Source organism: Thalassospira lucentensis, from assembly GCF_001613805.1.
In the GTDB taxonomy this organism is placed as follows: Bacteria; Pseudomonadota; Alphaproteobacteria; order Rhodospirillales; family Thalassospiraceae; genus Thalassospira; species Thalassospira lucentensis_A.
Window position 1 is genome coordinate 127,755 of record NZ_LPVY01000002.1, and the last position, 20,887, is coordinate 148,641.

Genomic DNA, 20,887 nt, shown 5'->3' on the forward strand with positions numbered 1-20,887 from the left:
CGTCGCCATGTCATCCGCACCGAAAGTTGCCAGTCGGCGTGCTTTCTTTTCCGGTCTGCGCGGCTTGAATGCAGACACGGGCGGAACGCAAACGCCAATGGTTATCCGACCTCCCTGGGCCTGGCAGTTTGATGAAAGCTGCACTGCCTGCGGGGACTGTATTCCTGCATGCCCGGAAAACATCATCGCCATCGGCAAGGGTGGCCTGCCGGAAATTGATTTTGGGAAGGGCGAATGCACTTTTTGTGATGCCTGTGCCGATGCCTGTTCCGAACCGGTCTTTGATCGTTCGGTTACGGCCCCTTGGCATCTTGACGTTTCTGTCAGCAGCAAATGCTTTGCCGAAGATGGTGTCTATTGCCGTTCCTGCGGTGATGTCTGCCCCGAAAGTGCCATCCACATCATTCCGCAATTGGGCGGTCGCGCCCGCGTATTGATCGACGACGATCTTTGTACCGGCTGTGGTGCCTGTTTTAGCGCCTGTCCGGTTGATGCCATTTCAATCAAACCCGCAACGGAGATAGCCCATGGATGACAAAGTCGGCGTGATCTCCAGCATGATCATTCAGTCTCGCCCTGAAAATATGACAGCAATCAAGGCAGCCCTTCTGAACATGCCCGATACTGAAATCAGTGCCGATGATCCGTCCGGAAAAATCGTTGTCGTGATGGAAGCCGAAAGCGACCGACAGCTCGCCGACGGCATGAAAGAGATCGGCGACATCCCCGGTGTTCTGGGGGTTAACCTGGTCTTTCACCACAGTGAAAATGCCCAATAACAACCAATAATCCGTCTGACCTTTGGCTCGAGGAAATTAAAAATGTTCAAGGCAAAGATATCCCGTCGCGATGCCCTGAAAGCAAAAGCCGCCGCAGTTGCCGCCGCGGCTGCTGGCATCAGCCTGCCCGCAGCGGCACAAAATCTGGTCACCGATGCGGAACACACACAACTGAAATGGTCGAAGGCCCCCTGCCGATTCTGTGGCACGGGCTGTTCGGTCATGGTCGCGACCAAGGACAACCATGTGGTTGCCACCCATGGCGATGTCCTGTCCCCGGTTAACCGTGGCCTGAATTGCGTCAAAGGTTACTTCCTGTCAAAGATCATGTATGGCGAAGACCGCCTGACACAGCCTTTGCTGCGTAAAAAGAACGGCGTCTATGACAAGAACGGCGACTTTACCCCCGTCTCATGGGACGAGGCCTTTGACGTGATGGCCGAAAAATGGAAGGCCGCACTCAAGGCAAAGGGGCCGACTTCTGTTGGCATGTTCGGGTCTGGCCAATGGACGGTCTGGGAAGGTTATGCCGCCTCCAAACTGATGAAGGCCGGTTTCCGATCCAACAACCTTGACCCCAATGCACGTCATTGCATGGCGTCCGCCGTTGTCGGTTTCATGCGCACATTTGGCATGGATGAACCGATGGGATGCTATGACGACATGGAAGCCGCCGATGCCTTTGTGCTTTGGGGATCGAACATGGCGGAAATGCACCCGATCCTCTGGACGCGTGTTACCGATCGCCGCCTGTCGGCACCGCATGTCAAGGTCGCGGTCCTGTCGACCTATGAGCATCGCTGCTTTGATCTTGCCGACATCCCGATGGTATTCAAACCGCAGACCGATCTGGCGATCCTGAACTATATCGCCAATCACATTATCCAGACTGACCGGGTCAATACCGACTTTGTCAACAAACACACGGTCTTCCGCCGCGGCAACACCGATATCGGTTATGGTCTGCGCCCCGAAGATCCGCGCGAACAGTCGGCCCAGAATGCATCCGATGCCGGTGGTTCGACCGACATGACATTTGACGAGTTCGCCGAATTCGTCTCGGAATACACCCTTGATAAGGTCCATGAAATGACCGGCGTTCCCAAGGAGCGCCTCGAAGCACTGGCCGAACTTTATGCCGATCCGAAAATCAAGGTCACGTCCTTCTGGACGATGGGCTTTAACCAGCATACCCGTGGGGTTTGGGCCAACAACCTTTGCTACAACATTCATCTTCTGACCGGTAAAATCGCCGAACCGGGCAATTCGCCCTTCTCGCTGACGGGGCAACCGTCGGCCTGCGGCACGGCGCGCGAAGTCGGCACGTTTTCCCATCGCCTGCCCGCCGATCTGGTGGTGACCAATCCCGAACACCGCAAACACGCCGAAGAAATCTGGAAACTGCCCGAAGGCACAATTCCCGACAAAGTCGGCTACCATGCGGTACTGCAAAACCGCATGCTCAAGGACGGCAAGCTCAACGCGTACTGGGTCCAGTGCAATAACAACATGCAGGCTGGCGCCAACATGAACGAGGAAGGCTGGCCCGGTTACCGCAACCCGGAAAACTTCATTGCCGTTTCAGACGTCTATCCGACCGTAACCTGCGAGGCCGCCGATCTGATCCTGCCGACTGCCATGTGGGTCGAAAAAGAAGGCTGTTATGGCAATGCCGAACGCCGCACGCATATGTGGCATCAGCTTGTCGATGCCCCGGGCGAAGCCAAATCCGATCTGTGGCAATTGATGGAATTTTCCAAACGATTCGCCATCGAGGAAGTCTGGCCCGAAGACCTTCTGGCCAAGGCACCGGAACTGCGTGGTAAAACCATGTTTGACGTGCTGTTCCAGAACGGACAGGTCAACAAATTCCCGCTTGAGGATACCGCACCGGACTATAACAACGCCGAAGCCAAGCATTTCGGTTTCTACGTTCAAAAAGGCCTATTCGAGGAATACGCAACCTTTGGCCGCGGCCATGGTCACGACCTTGCACCGTTCGATCGATATCATGAGGTTCGCGGTCTGCGCTGGCCGGTGGTCGACGGCAAGGAAACCCTGTGGCGGTATCGCGAAGGCTACGATCCCTATGTCACACCGGGGGCCGGTGTCGAATTTTATGGCCACAAGGATGGCAAGGCACGCATCTTCGCCCTGCCTTATGAACCCGCGGCCGAGAGCCCGGATGAAGAATATCCCTATTGGCTGTGCACCGGGCGTGTTCTGGAACACTGGCATTCCGGTTCCATGACTGAACGCGTGCCGGAACTGTATCGGGCCTTCCCCGATGCTCTTTGCTTCCTCCATCCCGACGACGCCGCCGAAATGGGCATGCGTCGCGGTGACGAGGTCCGGGTAATTTCAAGACGTGGCGAAATGCGTACTCGTGTTGAAACACGCGGCCGCAACAAACCACCGCGCGGACTGATCTTTGTGCCGTGGTTCGATGCCAGCCAGTTGATTAACAAGGTCACGCTGGATGCAACCGACCCGATGTCCAAACAGACGGATTTCAAGAAATGCGCCGTCCGTCTGGAAAAGGTGTGAGGGAGGAAACCATGAAAATGACCCCGAAATGGCTCATGGCGCTGGCGATTATTGCAATTGCTGGCGCGGCATATGCCGCCGAACCGATCACCACCCTGCGCAATACCGCCCCCGATCAGGAAAGCACGGCCCCACGGATCAGCAACTTCGAGGATACGGACCAGAAACGTCCGCGCAATTATCCCGAACAGCCGCCAACCATCCCGCACGATATCGAAGGATATCAGATCGATAAAAACGCCAATAAATGCCTGTCATGCCATGCGCGGTCGCGCACCGGCGAAAGTGGTGCACCGATGGTTTCGATCACCCATTTCATGGATCGGGACGGTCAGTTTTTGGCCGCGGTCAGCCCGCGGCGCTATTTCTGCACGCAGTGTCATGTGTCCCAACGTCAGGTCGAGCCGCTGGTCGGCAACAGCTTTGTCGATATTGATGCATTGCTGCCCAATAACAGCACGCGGATCGCGGAATAGGGAGATTGCCGATGTTCGATCTTCTGAAACGCTATTGGAAGGTCCTGAATTCACCAAGTGTGCATTTCAGCCTCGCCTTTTTGACGCTGGGCGGCTTCGTTGCTGGTGTTATCTTCTGGGGCGGGTTCAACACCGCACTCGAAGCAACAAATACCGAAAAGTTTTGCATTTCATGTCATGAAATGCGGGACAACGTTTTTGCCGAACTTAAATCAACCATCCACTATTCCAACCGGTCCGGTGTGCGCGCCACCTGTCCGGATTGTCATGTTCCACATGAATGGACTGACAAGATTGCCCGTAAAATGCAGGCATCCAAGGAAGTCTGGGGCAAGATTTTCGGCACCATCAGCACACGCGACAAGTTTGTTGAAAAGCGTCTTGAACTGGCCCAGCACGAATGGGCCCGGCTGAAAGCCAACAATTCGCTGGAATGCCGTAACTGCCATTCTGCTGAATCAATGGACATCACCCGCCAAAGCCCGCGCGCCGTCGAAGCGCACGAGAAATTTTTGTTCACCGGCGAAAAGACATGTATCGACTGTCACAAAGGGATCGCGCATCATCTACCTGACATGTCGGGTGTTCCCGAGTGGCAGTAACCGATTTTCCGGCGTGATCGTATCTGTGTGGCGATCACGCCGAAATCCGCGCGAAGGACGAACGATGACGTTGACGATACTTGGTGGTACCGAAATTTTGCCAAATGGCGACCGGGGATAAATCCATGCTGGCTGGTATCCCCTTTCTTCCCAAAGACGGTATCGACGATCTGCTGGATCGTCTGGCAAATCACATCGTTGCCAAAGGGCTGCGCGTCGCGGGTTATGTGCAGAAACGCCGTGCTGACCGTGATTGCGGGACTCTGGTTTATGTCCGCAATCTTGGCACCGGTCATGAAATGCCGATTACCAAAAACCGCGGTTCAATGGCGCGCGGCTGCAAGCTTGATGGCGATGCATTGGCAACCCTGTCAGAACAGCTTGAAGGCGATCTGGATCATACCCCCGATATCCTGATTATTGGCCGGTTCGGGCGTAGCGAAGCCGACGGGCGCGGATTGCGCGACGTGATATCAAAGGCAATGGATTTGGGAATTCCGGTACTGGTCGGGGTTCGCGATGAATATGACGCCGCCTGGCAGGACTTCCACGGTGGCTATGCCCAAACCCTGCCCTTTGACGAGGACTCAATCATCACCTGGTGGCAGGAGCAAGTCAGGGAATGCGCAACGCAGGAAGCCTGATGACCTTTCATCAGGCTGCATCCTAAACGCTGCATGCACCAAGGCTTGAATCGACAATAATAACCCGCTCGTCGATCAGCACACGCGTCGCAAACCCCTCAAACCACGCCCCAAATGCCGCGTCATATTTCGCGCGCCCGGCACGTTGCTGATCAGGGGTCTGTCCATTCGGTCGTTCCGTCTTCTCCGCCGATTTCGCAAGCCAGCGTTCATGCGTTTCATCATCAACTTCGGGATGGAACTGAATGCCCCAGATGCGGTTATCTATGTGATAGGCCTGATTGGGGAAAATCGAACCGCGGGCCATTAGTTCGGCCCCGTCAGGAAGCTCGAACCCTTCGCTGTGCCAGTGATAAACCATCATTTCATTTGGGAAGAGGTCACGCCCGGCTTCGGTTGCCTCAACCGGGTAATAACCGATCTCGGTCATTCCGTCGGAACGGGGTGAAACTGAAGCCCCCAGATGGCGTGCCATCAATTGCGCACCAAGGCAAATGCCCAGATACATCGCATTGCTGTTCACGACATGGGGCAGCCATTCCATGATTCTGGCAACATTGGCTTCATGATCATCATTGGCACTCATCGGGCCACCAAAGACAATCGCCAGATGGTAACCCGCCATATCGGTTGGTAATGCGTCACCTTCACCCGGACGGCGAATATCAAACTCATACCCGTACCGCCGCAAAACGGCCCCCACCCGACCGGGCTGACCGGTGGCAGAGTTGAAAACCATCAAAACGCGTTTCACGGGACTTAATTCATTCATACCGACCTCGTTGCTGCGACAGCGAAATGTTGGCGGTTTAGAACCGTTTTGACAAGCCCCGAGACCCTAAAAGGCAAAACAACATGACAAAAGGCCACCGCATTTCCGCGATGGCCTTCGGGGTATTTCCCAATCGTCGTATAATGCCGTAAAACGGCTTAGACGTTGAATTTAAAGTGGAAGATGTCACCGTCCTTGACGATGTAGGTCTTGCCTTCCTGACGCAGTTTACCGTTATCACGCGCACCGGCTTCACCGTTAAATGCGATGAAATCGTCATAGGCAATGGTTTCGGCCTTGATGAAACCACGTTCAAAATCGGTATGGATCACGCCAGCCGCGTTCGGGGCGGTTGCGCCAGAATGAACCGTCCATGCGCGTGCCTCTTTCGGGCCAACGGTGAAGAAGGTCAAAAGATTCAGCAGCTTGTAGCCTTCGCGAATAACACGCGTCAGACCGGTTTCTTCAAGACCAAGGCCTTCAAGGAATTCTTTCTTGTCTTCGGCACTATCGAGAAGGGCAACTTCGGACTCAATCGCGGCTGAAATCACGACCGAACGCGCACCCTGAGAAGCGGCCATTTCGGCAACCTTGGCCGAAAGCGCATTGCCATCGGCCGCACTGTCTTCATCCACGTTGCAAGCATAAAGGACCGGCTTGCTGGTCAGAAGCTGCAACATGCGAAACGCCTTGGCTTCGTCTTCGTTGTTGATTTCAACAACACGGGCCGGCTTGCCTTCGCGCAGGGCTTCAAGCGTACGTTCGATCAGTTCCAGCGACAGCTTGGCGTCTTTATCACCACCCTTGGCACGTTTCTGAAGGCCGGTAACGCGCTTTTCAAGGCTGTCCATATCGGCCAGCATCAATTCGGTTTCGATGGTTTCCGCATCGCGTACAGGATCGACCGAACCTTCCACATGAGTGATGTCGCCGTCTTCGAAGCACCGCAGAACATGCACGATCGCATCGGTTTCGCGGATATTGGCCAGGAACTGGTTGCCAAGCCCCTCGCCCTTCGACGCACCGCGCACCAGACCCGCGATATCAACGAATTCAAGCTGGGTCGGGATGATGGTCGCCGACTTGCCGATGGCTGCAATCTTGTCAAGGCGTTCATCAGGGACGCTGACCCGACCGGTGTTCGGTTCGATGGTACAGAACGGGAAGTTCGCTGCCTCGGCAGCGGCCGTCTGTGTCAGGGCGTTAAACAGGGTCGATTTACCAACGTTGGGCAGACCGACAATACCGCATTTGAATCCCATCTTTTCCGGGCTCCGTCACTTCTAATGTGTCTGAAACAGGATGGGGCTGGCCCCGATCCCGATGCTATTTTTTTTTGTTAAAGGCGCGTGCCAGTGCCTGCGCCATGGCAGTTGCGGCATTGCTGACCGGGGTGTCGGGTTTGCCTTCGACCTCCGGCGCGTCAGACGCACCTTTATCTTCGATCTTGCCGTCGCCTTCTTTTACAGCGTCGGCCAATTGTTCACCCGCCGCAGCCGGTTTCGGCTTTTTCTCGGCCTTGGGTTTTGGCGGCGAGACAATGTGCGAAACCTTGCTCATAAAGCCGCCGTCGTCCCCCTTGACGAGACGCGGGAATTCAAGCGCGACACCATCCAGCAGCGCCATAAGCCAGCCGTTCTGTTCGGCCTTGGAAAAATCGCCCAGAACATGCCCGTGAACACGTTCCTTTTCTCCGGGATGGCCAATGCCAAGCCGCACACGCCGATATTCCTTGCCACAATGGGCATCGATGGATCGCAATCCGTTATGCCCGCCATGGCCGCCGCCGCGTTTGACGCGCAGCTTGCCCGGTGGAAGATCCAGCTCGTCATGCAGGACAATAACGTCTTCGATCGGAATTTTGTAAAAACGCAGGACTTCGCCAACACTTTGCCCTGAAAGGTTCATGAAAGTTTCGGGCTTTAACACCAGAACTTTTTGACCGTTCACTTCACCTTCGGACAATTGCCCCTGAAATTTCTTGCGCCAGGGGCCAAAAGAATGACGGCGGACGAGTTCGTCCGCCGCCATAAAGCCGATATTGTGGCGATTGGCGGCATATCCCGAACCCGGGTTCCCCAATCCAATCACCAGTAACATCGTAGACCTCGATCTTATTCTTCGGTCGCTTCTTCTTCGTCGTCGCTTTCGGCATTTTCTTCCGATTTCAGCGCAGACGGAGCAGCAACAGTCGCAACCGTGAAGTCACGGTCGGTAATGGTGAGTTCGACACCTTTCGGCAGTTTGATCGCCGAAATGTGAATCGAGTCGCCAACTTCGACACCAGTCAGATCGAAGACGAGTTCTTCAGGAATGGCACTCGGTGCGCATTCGACTTCGACATCGTGACGAACGATGTTCAGAACGCCACCTTTTTTCAGACCCGGGGATTTCTCTTCGTTAACGAAGCGAACCGGGACTTCAACGGTCATGGTCTGACCTTTTGCGAAACGCAGGAAGTCGACATGGATCGGCGCATCCGTCACTTTGTCGAACTGTACGTCGCGTGGCAGGACTTCGTAGGTTTCTTTGCCAATCTTGACATCAAGAATGTGCGAGAAGAAACCCTGCTTGTGCAGAAGTTTGTTGAGCGGACGCGGGTCAATCTGGAACAGAACAGGTTCCTGTTTTGCTCCGTAAATGACACCAGGGACCATACCGGCACGACGCACGGCACGGGCGGCCCCCTTTCCGGCCCGTTCACGGATTTCCGCAGTGATAACAGTGTTTGCCATCGGAAAATCTCCTTGAACTAAAAACATATTGCGACCGTGGGCTGGTGCAAATCACCGGTGAAAACCCACGAAAGCAAACGCGCTGGCCTCCAGGGGTGCCAGCGCAGCAGCGCCTTATACCCTCAATCGAAAAGAACGGAAACAGATTTTTCTTCCGAAATTCGACGAATGGCTTCGGCCATCAAAGGCGCAATCGGAAGCTGACGAATTTTCGAGCAGCCACGTACCGCTTCAGACGCCTTGATCGAGTCCGTCGTCACAACCTCGGTCATTGGCGAATTGGCGATACGTTCAACAGCCGGGCCCGACAGAACGCCATGCGAAACATAGGCCGCAACCGATGCCGCACCGCGCTCTTTAAGGGCGGTCGCCGCATTGCAAAGAGTCCCTGCCGAATCAACGATGTCGTCAACCAGAATGCAGGCAGCATCCTTGACGTCACCGATAACATGCATGACTTCCGACACACCGGCCTGCGGGCGACGTTTGTCGATGATCGCCAGTTCCGCATCCAGACGTTTTGCAACGGAACGCGCACGTGCCACACCACCGACGTCAGGGCTGACGATCACCAGTTTCTGGCCTTCGAACTTGTTGCGGATGTCGCTGGTCAGTACCGGGGACGCAAACAGGTTATCGAGCGGAATATCGAAGAAGCCCTGAATCTGACCGGCATGAAGGTCCATGGTCAGAACGCGGTCTGCACCGGCAACCGTGATCAGGTTGGCAACCAGTTTGGCCGAAATCGGGGTACGGGGACCCGATTTACGATCCTGGCGCGCATAACCGAAATACGGAAGAACGGCAGTGATACGACGGGCCGAACCACGGCGCAGTGCATCAAGAACCACCAGAAGTTCCATCAGATGGTCGTTTGCAGGGAAAGAGGTGCTCTGAATGACAAAAACGTCCTCACCGCGGACGTTTTCCTGTATTTCACACCAGATTTCCTGATCGGAGAATCGCTTGAGATCTGCACGGGTCAGCGGCAGGTTCAAGTGATCAGCAATGGCCTCAGACAGCGGGCGGTTGCTGTTACAAGCGAGGATCTTCATGGCGGGGCCTCGGTTAATGGGTGCCGGGAAAGTGAATAAATCTAATGTCCTGTACGGTACAGGCCGGATGCAAACTTGCCGGTAACAGATCCCGTCACGTCTTTCCTGTCGTCCACCTGACCGTAAAATTCGGCGCTTTCGCCTTCCGGTCCAACGACATATCCACGACACTCAAAGACCAATAATTAGCAAGTCCACATATCAGTGAACCGCGGCGGTGTTATAACCAGCCGTTAACAGTCTGTAAATGGTCGCGGTACCGAATATCGACAAGGCAGTCATGCAGATTGACGCAATTCAGAACGATAAACCCGCCATCAGCGCGACGATACCGTCTTTTTATCGGATTTAAGGATCATGCCCTTTTTTCGGGCCACCTGATTAAGCGCACCTTCAAGCGCATCGACGGCCGCCTGTGCCGCAATCGATGCCACCGATCCCCAGCGTTCATCAAGCCGGCCACGCGGCACGACATTGTTTTGCGCCATCTGGCCCAATTCGGTACCATACGGATCCATGATCACCCAGTCGATCTGAACCTGATCAAGCGGTGTGGTGGTTTTGCGTTCCACCGGTTTAACCGAAATGGTCGCCGACAATATGATTGATCTGTCGTCAATCGCATCGTCAACCTCGATCCCCTTGGCCCGCAACAAGGCCCCCGCCGACCTTGCCAGTGCCTCGTTACCGTCGCCCGGTGCCCCGGCAAAATCAACAAGCGCGATCTTGACCACGGGCGCCCCGGCAAGCTGGGAACGATCGCCTGAAATCAGAAACGCGATCCGCTCGGCCGGTTTGGCCACCAGTTCATCATAGGCCTTTTCTGCCGGATCAACCTTTTCCCCCTTAAGGTCGCGGACCTTGTCGACAAGTTCCTTGGGCACAGCAAGGTTGGTTTCTTCGGGTCCGTTCGGAACTTGTGCAAACCAGTAGTCGGACTGCAATTCACCCGCACCGCGCGCGGTATCAATCGCCAATCCTTCCGGATTCATCAAAATCCACGTGACATCGATATAGGCCGCATCCCCTTCGGCAAGTCGGGATTCGACATTTGGCCGCAGAATGAAATCGCCGCCGATCTGGCTGTCGCTATAGGCCGGGATATCAAGATTACGAAGCGCGCGCGCCATGGCACGCGCCAAATGCACAGATGCCCCTTCAGGCAGGTCTTCGCCAATCTCGACCCGGACCGTATTGGTATCGCGCAGCTCAAGCAGGGCCGGATCGCCCTCCCGCCCGGCCCCCTCAAACGGACGCGGCAAATCACCGCAAGCCGCAAGCGGCACAACAAGCATCATGACAAGGGGCAAAATCCGGATTGCAGAAATCATCTATTCAAATTCACCGCATCACATCAAAACGCAGCCGACCATGGCTGCAATGATCATAAAGAAGAACAGCATGATCAAATGGGGCATAGCATGTTTCCTCGCAATCCCGGGATCATGAACCGGTCAGCATGATCGCTGATAACTGCCGTCCGTAATCGGGTTCGCCGCGAAGCGTCGTACGGCGATAGCTGTAAAACAATTCTTCTTCGGCAAGGGTATCGCGTGCCACCAGTTCGACGGCTTCAATGCCGGTCGCCATGGTCCGGCGACGCACATATTCCGGCAGATCGAACATGAAATGACCATCGCGTACTGATGGATCAAAAAGATCCTCGTCCCCGGCTGGTCCCGACAGGATCGTATCGCGGAACTTGGCATCGACTTCGTAGGACGGTCGCGCAATGCATGGCCCAACCACAGCCGATATATTGTCACGCGACGCGCCTAGTTTTTCCATGGCACTTACGGTTGCCTCGGATATCCCGGCAAACGATCCGCGCCATCCCGAATGACACGCCCCGATCACACCTGCCTTTGCATCATGAAACAAAACGGGTGTGCAGTCGGCAGTCAGGATACCCAACATCACATCGGGCCGGTCGGTTACCATCGCGTCGGCCTTGGGGGCCTCCTCGCGATCAAGCGGGCGTTTCAGCACCGCGACATCAATCCCGTGCACCTGATAAACTGTGGTTAGACGGTCGGCCTTCGTACCGAATGCCTTTGCTGCACGTGCGCGATTTTCCGCAACCCGCTCGCGGCTGTCATCGGATCCGAAACCGACATTTAGTCCGCTATGAATGCCGTCACTCACCCCGCCCTTGCGAGTCAGGAAACCATGACGCAGGCCATCTTTATTCTGCAGGCTTTTGGCCTCAATCCACATCAGGCCATCAGAATTGCGTTCAATTCCACGGGTCGTCTGGCTGGACATCGAAAACTCCGTTATCCTTCGGCGCCGCTGACACAGGGCGGCGGTGCAATTTCGCGACCATATCCGATCAGCACTTTAAAAAGTGTTCCCATCTGATCGGCATCAATCAGGCGCGCAAGGGCCGCGTCAATCGACCTCGCCTGCGCGTCATCAGCATTTTCCTTCAAAAGTTCGGCACGCTGTTCTATCCCCAGCATCCTAAGGAACGTACCCTGGGTCAGAACCGCCCCGATCCGCGCATCTGCCTCAAGCATCGCCCGTCCGATAGCAGCAAAATCGACATGCGCGGTCAGATCCGCATCACCGGGCTGTTCGAGAACCGGATGATATTTATGGTCCTTAAGCGCCTGCAAAGTGTCGCCAAACGCGCTATGCGGATGGCCGTAATCGATAAACAATGCCGCCCCGCCAACCTCGTTCAGACGGCGCGCGACCTGATCGGCAATCGCAATGGCCGCCGGGCAGCTTTCGAAAATATCGCCGGGCTTTGCGGTTCCGCGTAAGATCGCCGGAACCAGCGCATCGGTCACCGGCGTTGCCGCCCCGCGCACGAACCCAAGTTCGCCTGTGTTTGCATCCACACCGACCAGCCGTTCGGACCAGCCATGGCTTGCGCGTTCGAACTGGCGGATCGGCAGAGCGTCGAAAAACTCGTTCCCAATCACGATCATCGGCGCATTGCCACTGACCGGAATATCGTCAAATGCCTCGTGCCAGGTTGCCGGAATGCCATAGGGCATGATCGCGGTTTGCTGATGGGTTCTAAGGACCGGACTGGTTTCAACAAACCGCACTGTCAGGGCATCAGACAGCCCCGGCACATTACGCACCGCGCGCAGGGCATCGGCCATCAATGTGCCACGCCCCGGCCCCAGTTCCACAAGGTTGACCTTGCGCGGGCTTCCCATCTGCTGCCACGTTACCGCCGCCCACAGCCCTATAAGTTCGCCAAACATCTGGCTGATTTCGGGTGCGGTAATGAAATCGCCCTTGCGTCCGAACGGGTCCTGTTTACGGTAATAGCCGTGCTCGGGATGGGCCAACGCCTCGTTCATGAAATCGGCAATCGTGATCGGCCCGTCAAGCGCGATCCGCCGTTTCAAATGGTCGAGCAATGGTTTGTCGGAAGTCCCGGTCACGCCTTCTGTCCGTCTTTTGCCTGATCGTCTTTCGGAAGTTTCCGCGTTTCAATCGGTGTGGCTTTCATCGCATAGATAATGCCACCCACCCCGACAAGAACCATCGGGATCGACAACAACTGCCCCATGGTTGCCCCGAATGTCAGGAAACCAAGCTGTGCATCTGGTTGACGGAAAAACTCGACGATGATGCGCGAAATGCCATAACCGGCGACGAACGTTCCGCCAAGTATCCCCGGACGATGGCGGACATAGGCGCTACGCGACAGGGCGAACAGGACGATAAACAGGATCAGGCCTTCAAGCACTGCCTCGTAAAGCTGGCTGGGGTGGCGTGGTTCCGGCCCGCCATGCGGGAACACCATGCCAAGCGGGGAATCAGTTACACGGCCAAACAGCTCGCCATTGATGAAATTGGCGATCCGCCCGAAAAACAGCCCGATCGGGGTTGCCACCGCCGCCGCATCCAGCACCGCCAGAATGGAAATACCGCGTTTACGCGCAAACAGGATGATCGCAACGATCACGCCCATAAAACCGCCATGGAACGCCATGCCGCCCTGCCATACCTTCAGGATATTGGCCGGGTTTTCAATGTAATATTCCAGATTGTAAAACAGGATATATCCCAGCCGCCCGCCAAGAATGACGCCAAGCGTCGCCCAGAAAAGCAAATCATCGATGTCGCGTTTGCTCATGATATTGGGCGTCTTGGTGCAGTAATAGACGACATAACGCCAGCCAAGCAGCAACCCGGCAATATAGGCAAGGGCATACCAGCGGATTGCAATCGGACCGATAGAGATCGCGATCGGATCAATCGCCGGAAAGGCTAGGCTTAGCATCAGGGGAAACTCCGTGACGTATATGTGTTGATTTACCGACTGGTCGCAAACGATCAGGGCAGGAACATGGCAAGCCGTCCCCACCCCGCATCGGCTTAACGGAACGGGTCCTCGGTCGCGAGGTAATCCTGAATATATTGACGCACCCCTTCTTCAAGCGGGGTCATGTTCGCACCGTATCCGCGCGCGCGCAGCTTGGCCATATTGGCCTCGGTGAAATACTGGTATTTGTCGCGGATGCTTTCGGGGGTTGGCACGTACTGGATATCGGGTTCCTTGCCGATCGCGCTAAACACCGAAAGCGCCAAATCCTTGAAGCTGCGTGCCTTGCCAGTGCCAACATTGAACAGGTCGCTGACCTGCGGATTGTCGTAAAGCCACATGATGATGTCGACAACATCCCCGACCCAGACAAAATCGCGAAGCTGCCCGCCATCCTCGTAATCGGGATGGTGCGATTTGAACAGGGTTGCGGTTTCACCTGCCGAAAGCTTGTCAAACATCTGTGACACGACCGACCGCATGCCGCCCTTGTGATATTCGTTCGGGCCATAGACGTTAAAGAATTTAAGCCCGGCCCACTGTTTCGGTCGGAAACCGTTCTGATCAAGGATGGTCCGGAACCGGCGATCGGTTGCATGTTTCGACCAGCCATAGGCATTAAGCGGTGCCAGTTTTGCCAGATCGGCCTGATCGAAACTGTCGTCAAAGCCCTGCTTGCCATCGCCATAGGTCGCCGCCGACGACGCATAGATCAAACGTGACGAATGCCGTGCGCACCATTCCCAAAGCCATGTCGTCAGCTTGTAATTGTTCTGTACGATCTTGTCCGCGTCGCGTTCGGTCGTGGCCGAAATCGCGCCCATGTGGAAAATCGCGTCAACATCGTTATTATGCGCTTCAAGGAACGCCGGAAGATCATCGGGATGCACGATATCGCGCAGATTACGCTTGGCGATATTTTTCCATTTGATCCCATCACGCAGGCGATCAACAACCACAATGTCGGTTTCGCCGCGTTCTTCAAGGGCCGCCACGATATTGGACCCGATAAATCCGGCTCCTCCGGTTACGATCAGCATTGCATTCTCCTCGCGGCGCTTTGTCTTATGCAGCCTTTTTGGCAGTCGATTGTAAAAACTGACAACTTTATAGGCCCCGCCCTGATCTGGAGCAAGAAAAGCTGTTTGTTTTTCCTCTATATCCGGCGGATCGACGATCAACTTGCCTTGATAACCCTAACACCCATATGATGCGCATGTTTTGCGGATATGCCGTAACAGCCGATATTGCCCGAAAGACGGAGACAAAGATGCAGATCAATAACCGTATTCTTGACGACCTGACCCGTGTCACCAATTCCGCATTGGGTACCATGACCGGCATGAAGGGCGAGATCGATGCACTTGTCCGTCAGCAGTTTGAAAAGATTCTGGCCGGTATGGATATGGTTACACGCGAAGAATTTGACGTCGTGCACGATGTCGCGATCCGTGCTGCCGAACGTATCGACGGCCTCGAAGCCAAAATTGCCGAACTTGAAGAACGTCTGGCCAAGGCAGATAAACCTGCCGCCAAACGCGCCAGCAGCAAACCGGCTGCAAAAAAAGACGCATAACCGGGAAATCATCCCCACATACAGGCAAGGAACGCCGTTCATAACAGGGTCGCGGAAAGGTCGGCCGGGAACCGCGGATTGCCGATCACATGAAATTCATTTCTGTCCTGCGTCGCGGGGCGGTTGAAACGCGGCGGGCACCGGCATATAGTGCGCGCCCTTTCGCATATGCAGAGACTGGCAAATTTATATGAACGACCATCTGGAAGATATCGGCGACCTTGGCGACGAAAACCCGTTGCTGCTTGTCGAAGATATCGCCCGCACGAATGACTGGCACGTGGAACGTCGCAGCGACGATGAAGTCGTTGTCGAGATCCCGGCACATTGGTGCACGTATCTGGTCTATTTCACCTGGCGCGAAGATGCCGAAGCGCTTCACATTGCCTGCTGCTATGATCTGTTCGTGCCCGAACCACTCCGTCCGCGCATCTATGAATTGCTGGCAAAGTGCAATGAACAGCTTTGGCTCGGCCATTTCGGATTGTGGCTGGATGAAAACATGCCGCTGTTCCGCCATACACTTTTGTTTGGCGGCGATGTACCACCGATGGTCGAACAGTTCGAAGAACTGATTGATATCGCCGTTTCCGAATGCGAACGCTTTTTCCCGGCCTTCAACTTCGTTCTGGGTCAGGGTAAAACCCCGGACGAGGCATTGACCCATTCCATGCTGGAACCTGTTGGACAGGCATAGACGGGTTTATCCGCCACGAATTTCTAAAAGGGTCGGCATCGCGTCGGCCCTTTTTGCTGCTGGCGTTAATTTTTTTTGCGCACCCCACCCAATGTCTGATTCGATATAAATCTCGGCAGGTGTGACGGAATAATCCCCTGAACAACACAAAATCCCGTGTCGGCTACTTCTCCTGGAAAAACACCCCGCGTCACGATATTTGACGGCCAGATTCTGTGAATTTTGTCACTCCCCTTGCCCCTGTGACCGACTTGACCCACCTTGAGAACATCGCTACGGCATTGCATTGCGATTGCTGATCCACACATGTTCGGCAGTCAGGGATGGAAAAATCGGAGCAGATTTGATGAATACGCGTCTATTGCTGGTCGGCTGTGGCAAAATGGGCAGTGCCATGCTGGAAGGCTGGCTGGCCAAAGGGCTTAAATCGGACAATGTCTATATTTTAGAACAGGCCGAAGCCGCCGAAAAACTGTCAACCCGCTATGGCGTTCATGGCATTACCGATGTCACCGAAGTCCCGCAGGATTTCATCCCGCAGGTGATCCTGTTTGCGGTCAAGCCGCAGGTCCTGCCCGATGTGATCGAAGGTTACAAACCGCTGGTTCGTGCCGAAACGGTCTTCCTGTCGGTTGCCGCAGGCAAAACCATCGACTTCTTTGCCGGTCACTTGGGCGAGACTGCGCGCATCGTTCGCGCCATGCCCAATACCCCGGCTGCCGTATCGCGTGGCATGACCGTAATGTGCCCAACCAACAATGTCAGCCAGGCACAACGCGACATGTGCGAAACGCTTCTGGCCACCGTCGGCATGGTTTCGTGGGTAAGTGATGAAAGCCTGATGGATGCGGTCACAGCCCTTTCGGGTAGTGGGCCTGCCTATATCTTCCATCTGGTCGAAGCCATGGCCCAGGCTGGTGAGGCTGCCGGTCTTCCTGCCGATCAGGCAATGATGCTCGCGCGCCAGACGGTTGTCGGGGCAGGCTTCCTTCTGGATGCCAGCGAGGAAACCGCATCCACCCTGCGCGAAAATGTTACCAGCCCCGGCGGCACCACGGCCGCCGCTCTTTCGGTACTGATGGATGCGCAGAACGGCCTGCCCGACCTGATGACCCGTGCGGTAGAAGCCGCCCGGAAACGTTCCGTCGAACTGGCGGGATAAGCATAAACAATCAAGGAGACGATCATGCCGGCAAAGAAAGACCCGCAAACCAGACTGATTGATGCAGCCATGGATTTGGCCGCAGCCGGACGCTGGCATGACGTCACCATGATCGACATCGCGCAATCGGCAGGTGTCGATATCGGGGTTGCGTTTGATCATTTCAAAAGCAAGGCCGATATCCTGCGCCAGTTCGTGCGCAGGATCGACCGGATCGTTCTTGCCGATCTTGATCCCGCCGATTTCAATGAGCCCGGTCATGATCGCCTGATTGCGGTGATGATGGCGCGGTTTGATGCGCTGGCACCCTATCGCCCGGCACTTCGCTCCATCGTCGCCAGCGGCGGTGACCTCGGCCCGGCAGACACACTGCGTGCGATCAAGACCCATTTCGGTTCGATGCGCTGGATGCTTGATGCCAGCGGCTTCACCACTGGTGGTCTGCATGGCAGCCTGCGTGTAGCCGGGATGGGAACGATTTATGCCCGGTGCTTCAAACAATGGCTCGATGATGAAACCGCCGATTTCGGACCAACCATGGCCGTCCTTGATCGAGCATTGGCACGCGGCAGTGAATGGGACAAACGCATTGGCACCGGCATTTCCCGACTAAGCCGGGCTTGCGGAAAAATTCAGAAAAAATGTGACCGGTTTGCGCAAAAATGTCGCCGTGCCGATCACGCCGAACAGACATCCCCGTCGGCTAAAAATAACAGTACAGCACCCTAACTATCTGATCTGAAACAGAGACAGCACACCATAACCCAAGGTTACATCATCAGACAAAACGAAAACCATGAAGTTTTTGTGCACTGCAAAATAAACCTTGACGAAACCGGTTCGATCCTTCATATTGCAGTTGAATTTGTGCGGCGCACAATAGCGCCTCATTCCACACCTGTTGCAAATTGTTGATGGAGTGCAAACCATGACCGCCGCAAAAAAGGCAACCAACCCGTTCTTCGATCTCGACTTCACCAAATACACCGCGGATTTCAAGATTCCGGGTGTCGACGTGAACGAGATGATGGCGTTTCAGCGCAAAAACGTTGAAGCCCTGACCAAAGCCAACAAGGTAGCCTTCGACGGTTTCCAGGCTGTTGCTCAGCGTCAGAGCGAAATTTTCAAAACGCTGCTGGATAAAGTTCAGACCCAGGGCAAGGATTTCGCTGCTACTCCTGCTGACAACCCGATGGCTGCTGCTGCAAAGCAGACCGAAGCTGCGAAAGCCGCTTACGAAGAAGCCCTCGCAAATGCCAAGGAACTGTCTGGTCTGGTAAGCAAGTCCCAGGAAGAAGCTCTTGCTCTTCTGCAGACCCGCTTTACCGAATCTCTCGACGAGTTCAAGTCGGCGATCGAAAAGACCGCCACTGCAAAATAATCTAGCTGATAACTTCCCGTTATCAACTTAACGGCAGAGCCTTCTGGCTCTGCCGTTTTTATTTGTGCTTTTGCCCAAACTCCTGATCTGCCCAAACGCGTCGATAAGCCCTTAACGGCAAACTGTGATCCCGCTAATCTGGCTCAAATTCATCGGAGAAAGATTTATGAGCGAGATCAGTTTTGACGACTTCCTGAAAGTGGATATCCGTGTCGGGACCGTCGTCGATGCCCAGGAATTCCCCGAAGCCCGCCGCCCGGCCTTAAAGCTCTGGGTGGATTTCGGACCGGAAATCGGCACCCGCAAGACATCGGCCCAGATCACCAAATATTACACACCCGAAAGCCTGATCGGGCGTCAGGTTGCCGGTGTGGTCAACTTCCCCAAAAAGCAGGTCGGCCCTTTCATGTCCGAATTCCTCTGCCTCGGCTTCCCCGATGGCGAGGACGACAAAGGCATCGTCCTGATCGCACCGGAACGCAAAGTGCCCAATGGTGGACGCCTTTTCTGATACGCAAGCCAATAACCAGCCAAAAAAGGCGCAGCCAACGGCTGCGCCCTTCCCCCACCCCGTATTCCGGTTGTTCCTAGCGTGCCAGCACCATCGCTGCTTCACGCGTACGTCCAACGGTTCCAGCAACACTGGTTGCTGACGATTTGATCGCCTCAATGGTCGCTGCAAAACTTTCAACCGAAGTCGCCATGCTTTGCATGTTGCCTGAAACTTCCTGCGTCACGGCGCTCTGTTCTTCCACCGCCGAGGAAATTGTCGTCACGTTGTTCAGAACAGTTTCTACATCGGCACGGATAGATCCCAGTACATCGACAACCTCGGTCGCGATGCCCTGAATCCCACCGATCTCGCCGGAAATCTGTTCGGTTGCCCGGGCGGCCTGATTGGCAAGGTTCTTGACCTCGGTCGCAACAACGGCAAAACCTTTTCCGGCTTCACCTGCACGCGCGGACTCTATTGTCGCATTAAGCGCAAGCAGATTGATCTGGCTGGCAATATTCTGGATCACTTCAACGATATTGCCCATCGCCGCAACAACTTCGGTCATTTTGTCGGTTGATTGACCAGCCAGAACCGTTTTTTCGAAAACCCGATCGGTGGATGTTCTGGCCTCGGACATGCTACGTGAAATTTCCGCGATCGAGGCCGCCAATTCTTCGGACCCCGCTGCAACGGCCTGAACGTTTGCCGATGTTTCACTGGAAACCGAAACCGCAAAAACCGACTTCTCGTCCAATTGGTACAGACTTTGATCAATTTCAGAAAAGTTGTTATCGATCATTGCCTTCAGTTCAATCAGAAGATTGACCTGTTCGGTCACATCGGTTGCAAATTTGACAACCTTGTATGGCACACCATTTGGATCAAAGATCGGGTTATAGGATGCCTCGATCCACACCACGCGTCCGCCCTTGGCGATGCGTTTGAACTGTTGTGATGTAAAATTGCCTGCGCGCAAATCTTTCCAGAAATCCGCGTAATCGGCACCCCTTGCATATTCCGGCTCCACAAACATCCTGTGATGTCGGCCCTGAATTTCCGAAAGCTCATATCCCATCACCGACAGGAAATTGTCGTTCGCGTCCCGAATTGTCCCATCCAGGTCAAATTCGATCACCGCCTGACTGCGGCCGATTGCATCCACCTTGCCATCAAGCTCGGCAAGCTTTTCCTGACGGGCGGTAATATCAGATGCGAATTTGACAATCTTTGCCACCTTCCCCTTCCGGTCAAACACAGGGTTATAGGTTGCCTCGATCCAAACCTGCTTTCCGCTTTTGGTGATACGCGGGAACGCTTGGCTTTTGAATTGGCCCGCTGTCAGGTCTTTCCAGAACAAATCATATTCCGGTGCGTTACGAATTTGGGCCGGCACAAAGATACGATGATGCTTTCCCGTGATTTCCGAAAGGCTGTAGCCCATCAAACTCAGGAAATTATCGTTTGCACGAATGATCGTACCATCCGTTTCAAACTCGATTACAGCCAGCGATTTTTCAAGTGCAACAAGCGTTTCAGAAGCCAGACCATTCTTCTTAGACGAAAAGAAACTCAACATAGACATCACATACCTCATGAAAGGAGTACCAGAACGTCAATGCTGTTGCTGCGATCTGGCTTTTGGTGACGCCATAATTAATACAGATGTATAGGCAT

The 20,887-nt window shown here is 54.8% G+C and carries 23 protein-coding genes; 12 read left to right on the forward strand and 11 right to left on the reverse strand.

Going from position 1 to position 20,887, the window contains the following annotated elements:
• The first annotated feature begins 7 nt into the window (after positions 1-7).
• From napF to AUP42_RS00980, 6 genes are all read left to right on the forward strand, one after another.
• Positions 8-535, forward strand: coding sequence for a ferredoxin-type protein NapF (napF, locus tag AUP42_RS00955; protein WP_062948017.1), 528 nt, complete (start codon positions 8-10; stop codon positions 533-535).
• The gene (locus AUP42_RS00960; RefSeq protein WP_062948019.1) at positions 528-779 is read left to right on the forward strand and encodes a chaperone NapD; all 252 of its coding nucleotides are present in this window, start codon (positions 528-530) and stop codon (positions 777-779) included. The genes napF and AUP42_RS00960 overlap by 8 nt, the downstream gene beginning before the upstream one ends.
• A 42-nt stretch (positions 780-821) precedes the next feature.
• The gene (gene napA / locus AUP42_RS00965; protein ID WP_062948021.1) at positions 822-3,326 is read left to right on the forward strand and encodes a periplasmic nitrate reductase subunit alpha; all 2,505 of its coding nucleotides are present in this window, start codon (positions 822-824) and stop codon (positions 3,324-3,326) included.
• A gap of 11 nt (positions 3,327-3,337) precedes the next feature.
• Positions 3,338-3,802 (forward strand): nitrate reductase cytochrome c-type subunit, encoded by a 465-nt coding sequence (locus AUP42_RS00970; protein ID WP_082824636.1) that lies wholly within the window; start codon positions 3,338-3,340, stop codon positions 3,800-3,802.
• A gap of 11 nt (positions 3,803-3,813) precedes the next feature.
• On the forward strand, positions 3,814-4,404 hold the full coding sequence (locus AUP42_RS00975) for a cytochrome c3 family protein (RefSeq protein ID WP_007090079.1): 591 nt from the start codon (positions 3,814-3,816) through the stop codon (positions 4,402-4,404).
• Positions 4,405-4,529: 125 nt separating this feature from the next.
• Positions 4,530-5,048, forward strand: coding sequence for a DUF2478 domain-containing protein (locus AUP42_RS00980; RefSeq protein ID WP_062948480.1), 519 nt, complete (start codon positions 4,530-4,532; stop codon positions 5,046-5,048).
• A 22-nt stretch (positions 5,049-5,070) separates the two neighbouring features.
• Here AUP42_RS00980 and AUP42_RS00985 read toward each other — a convergent pair whose 3' ends face one another.
• From AUP42_RS00985 to rfaD, 10 genes are all read right to left on the reverse strand, one after another.
• Positions 5,071-5,820 (reverse strand): glutamine amidotransferase-related protein, encoded by a 750-nt coding sequence (locus tag AUP42_RS00985; RefSeq protein WP_062948025.1) that lies wholly within the window; start codon positions 5,818-5,820, stop codon positions 5,071-5,073.
• Positions 5,821-5,978: 158 nt separating this feature from the next.
• On the reverse strand, positions 5,979-7,082 hold the full coding sequence (ychF, locus tag AUP42_RS00990) for a redox-regulated ATPase YchF (protein ID WP_062948027.1): 1,104 nt from the start codon (positions 7,080-7,082) through the stop codon (positions 5,979-5,981).
• A gap of 64 nt (positions 7,083-7,146) precedes the next feature.
• Positions 7,147-7,920 (reverse strand): aminoacyl-tRNA hydrolase, encoded by a 774-nt coding sequence (gene pth / locus AUP42_RS00995; RefSeq protein ID WP_062948029.1) that lies wholly within the window; start codon positions 7,918-7,920, stop codon positions 7,147-7,149.
• Positions 7,921-7,934: 14 nt separating this feature from the next.
• On the reverse strand, positions 7,935-8,555 hold the full coding sequence (locus tag AUP42_RS01000; RefSeq protein ID WP_062948031.1) for a 50S ribosomal protein L25/general stress protein Ctc: 621 nt from the start codon (positions 8,553-8,555) through the stop codon (positions 7,935-7,937).
• A gap of 122 nt (positions 8,556-8,677) precedes the next feature.
• Positions 8,678-9,610: a ribose-phosphate pyrophosphokinase gene (locus AUP42_RS01005; RefSeq protein WP_062948033.1), complete on the reverse strand. Its 933-nt coding sequence runs from the start codon at positions 9,608-9,610 to the stop codon at positions 8,678-8,680.
• A 317-nt stretch (positions 9,611-9,927) separates the two neighbouring features.
• On the reverse strand, positions 9,928-10,941 hold the full coding sequence (locus AUP42_RS01010) for a hypothetical protein (protein ID WP_062948035.1): 1,014 nt from the start codon (positions 10,939-10,941) through the stop codon (positions 9,928-9,930).
• 112 nt (positions 10,942-11,053) lie between these two features.
• Positions 11,054-11,875: a peptidoglycan editing factor PgeF gene (gene pgeF, locus AUP42_RS01015; RefSeq protein ID WP_082824637.1), complete on the reverse strand. Its 822-nt coding sequence runs from the start codon at positions 11,873-11,875 to the stop codon at positions 11,054-11,056.
• 11 nt (positions 11,876-11,886) lie between these two features.
• A complete protein-coding gene (locus AUP42_RS01020; protein WP_062948037.1) occupies positions 11,887-13,014 on the reverse strand; it encodes a class I SAM-dependent methyltransferase in 1,128 nt (375 codons plus the stop codon).
• Positions 13,011-13,862, reverse strand: coding sequence for a prolipoprotein diacylglyceryl transferase (gene lgt, locus AUP42_RS01025; RefSeq protein ID WP_197468236.1), 852 nt, complete (start codon positions 13,860-13,862; stop codon positions 13,011-13,013). The genes AUP42_RS01020 and lgt overlap by 4 nt, the downstream gene beginning before the upstream one ends.
• A 92-nt stretch (positions 13,863-13,954) precedes the next feature.
• Positions 13,955-14,941 carry an ADP-glyceromanno-heptose 6-epimerase gene (gene rfaD, locus AUP42_RS01030; protein ID WP_062948041.1) on the reverse strand — a complete coding sequence of 329 codons (987 nt, stop codon included), beginning with the start codon at positions 14,939-14,941 and terminating at the stop codon, positions 13,955-13,957.
• Positions 14,942-15,171: 230 nt separating this feature from the next.
• On the opposite strand from rfaD, the gene AUP42_RS01035 reads away from it, so the two are divergent.
• The 6 genes from AUP42_RS01035 (at position 15,172) to AUP42_RS01060 (ending at position 19,228) form a co-directional block, all read left to right on the forward strand.
• The gene (locus AUP42_RS01035) at positions 15,172-15,477 is read left to right on the forward strand and encodes an accessory factor UbiK family protein (protein WP_062948043.1); all 306 of its coding nucleotides are present in this window, start codon (positions 15,172-15,174) and stop codon (positions 15,475-15,477) included.
• 190 nt (positions 15,478-15,667) lie between these two features.
• Positions 15,668-16,174: a YbjN domain-containing protein gene (locus AUP42_RS01040; RefSeq protein ID WP_062948045.1), complete on the forward strand. Its 507-nt coding sequence runs from the start codon at positions 15,668-15,670 to the stop codon at positions 16,172-16,174.
• Positions 16,175-16,520: 346 nt separating this feature from the next.
• A complete protein-coding gene (gene proC / locus AUP42_RS01045) occupies positions 16,521-17,336 on the forward strand; it encodes a pyrroline-5-carboxylate reductase (RefSeq protein ID WP_062948047.1) in 816 nt (271 codons plus the stop codon).
• Positions 17,337-17,360: 24 nt separating this feature from the next.
• Positions 17,361-18,065: a TetR/AcrR family transcriptional regulator gene (locus AUP42_RS01050; protein WP_062948049.1), complete on the forward strand. Its 705-nt coding sequence runs from the start codon at positions 17,361-17,363 to the stop codon at positions 18,063-18,065.
• A gap of 199 nt (positions 18,066-18,264) precedes the next feature.
• Complete coding sequence (locus AUP42_RS01055; RefSeq protein WP_062948051.1) at positions 18,265-18,717, forward strand: phasin family protein; 453 nt, start codon at positions 18,265-18,267, stop codon at positions 18,715-18,717.
• Between the two features lie 166 nt (positions 18,718-18,883).
• The gene (locus AUP42_RS01060) at positions 18,884-19,228 is read left to right on the forward strand and encodes a tRNA-binding protein (RefSeq protein WP_062948053.1); all 345 of its coding nucleotides are present in this window, start codon (positions 18,884-18,886) and stop codon (positions 19,226-19,228) included.
• A 76-nt stretch (positions 19,229-19,304) separates the two neighbouring features.
• Here the strand turns inward: AUP42_RS01060 and AUP42_RS01065 are convergent, their stop codons facing one another.
• Complete coding sequence (locus AUP42_RS01065) at positions 19,305-20,795, reverse strand: methyl-accepting chemotaxis protein (protein WP_062948055.1); 1,491 nt, start codon at positions 20,793-20,795, stop codon at positions 19,305-19,307.
• Between the last annotated feature and the right edge of the window lie 92 nt (positions 20,796-20,887).

Bases quoted from the DNA above. Each gene is read 5' to 3' on its own strand.
- proC (WP_062948047.1), top strand. From the start codon at position 16,521: ATGAATACGCGTCTATTGCTGGTCGGCTGTGGCAAAATGGGCAGTGCC.
- AUP42_RS01010 (WP_062948035.1), bottom strand. From the start codon at position 10,941: ATGATTTCTGCAATCCGGATTTTGCCCCTTGTCATGATGCTTGTTGTG.
- AUP42_RS01055 (WP_062948051.1), top strand. From the start codon at position 18,265: ATGACCGCCGCAAAAAAGGCAACCAACCCGTTCTTCGATCTCGACTTC.
- AUP42_RS01000 (WP_062948031.1), bottom strand. From the start codon at position 8,555: ATGGCAAACACTGTTATCACTGCGGAAATCCGTGAACGGGCCGGAAAG.
- AUP42_RS00960 (WP_062948019.1), top strand. From the start codon at position 528: ATGGATGACAAAGTCGGCGTGATCTCCAGCATGATCATTCAGTCTCGC.
- AUP42_RS01065 (WP_062948055.1), bottom strand. From the start codon at position 20,795: ATGTCTATGTTGAGTTTCTTTTCGTCTAAGAAGAATGGTCTGGCTTCT.
- ychF (WP_062948027.1), bottom strand. From the start codon at position 7,082: ATGGGATTCAAATGCGGTATTGTCGGTCTGCCCAACGTTGGTAAATCG.
- AUP42_RS01050 (WP_062948049.1), top strand. From the start codon at position 17,361: ATGCCGGCAAAGAAAGACCCGCAAACCAGACTGATTGATGCAGCCATG.
- rfaD (WP_062948041.1), bottom strand. From the start codon at position 14,941: ATGCTGATCGTAACCGGAGGAGCCGGATTTATCGGGTCCAATATCGTG.
- AUP42_RS00985 (WP_062948025.1), bottom strand. From the start codon at position 5,820: ATGAATGAATTAAGTCCCGTGAAACGCGTTTTGATGGTTTTCAACTCT.
- AUP42_RS00980 (WP_062948480.1), top strand. From the start codon at position 4,530: ATGCTGGCTGGTATCCCCTTTCTTCCCAAAGACGGTATCGACGATCTG.
- AUP42_RS01005 (WP_062948033.1), bottom strand. From the start codon at position 9,610: ATGAAGATCCTCGCTTGTAACAGCAACCGCCCGCTGTCTGAGGCCATT.
- AUP42_RS01035 (WP_062948043.1), top strand. From the start codon at position 15,172: ATGCAGATCAATAACCGTATTCTTGACGACCTGACCCGTGTCACCAAT.
- AUP42_RS01040 (WP_062948045.1), top strand. From the start codon at position 15,668: ATGAACGACCATCTGGAAGATATCGGCGACCTTGGCGACGAAAACCCG.
- pgeF (WP_082824637.1), bottom strand. From the start codon at position 11,875: ATGTCCAGCCAGACGACCCGTGGAATTGAACGCAATTCTGATGGCCTG.
- AUP42_RS00975 (WP_007090079.1), top strand. From the start codon at position 3,814: ATGTTCGATCTTCTGAAACGCTATTGGAAGGTCCTGAATTCACCAAGT.
- napF (WP_062948017.1), top strand. From the start codon at position 8: ATGTCATCCGCACCGAAAGTTGCCAGTCGGCGTGCTTTCTTTTCCGGT.
- AUP42_RS01060 (WP_062948053.1), top strand. From the start codon at position 18,884: ATGAGCGAGATCAGTTTTGACGACTTCCTGAAAGTGGATATCCGTGTC.
- pth (WP_062948029.1), bottom strand. From the start codon at position 7,920: ATGTTACTGGTGATTGGATTGGGGAACCCGGGTTCGGGATATGCCGCC.
- AUP42_RS00970 (WP_082824636.1), top strand. From the start codon at position 3,338: ATGAAAATGACCCCGAAATGGCTCATGGCGCTGGCGATTATTGCAATT.
- napA (WP_062948021.1), top strand. From the start codon at position 822: ATGTTCAAGGCAAAGATATCCCGTCGCGATGCCCTGAAAGCAAAAGCC.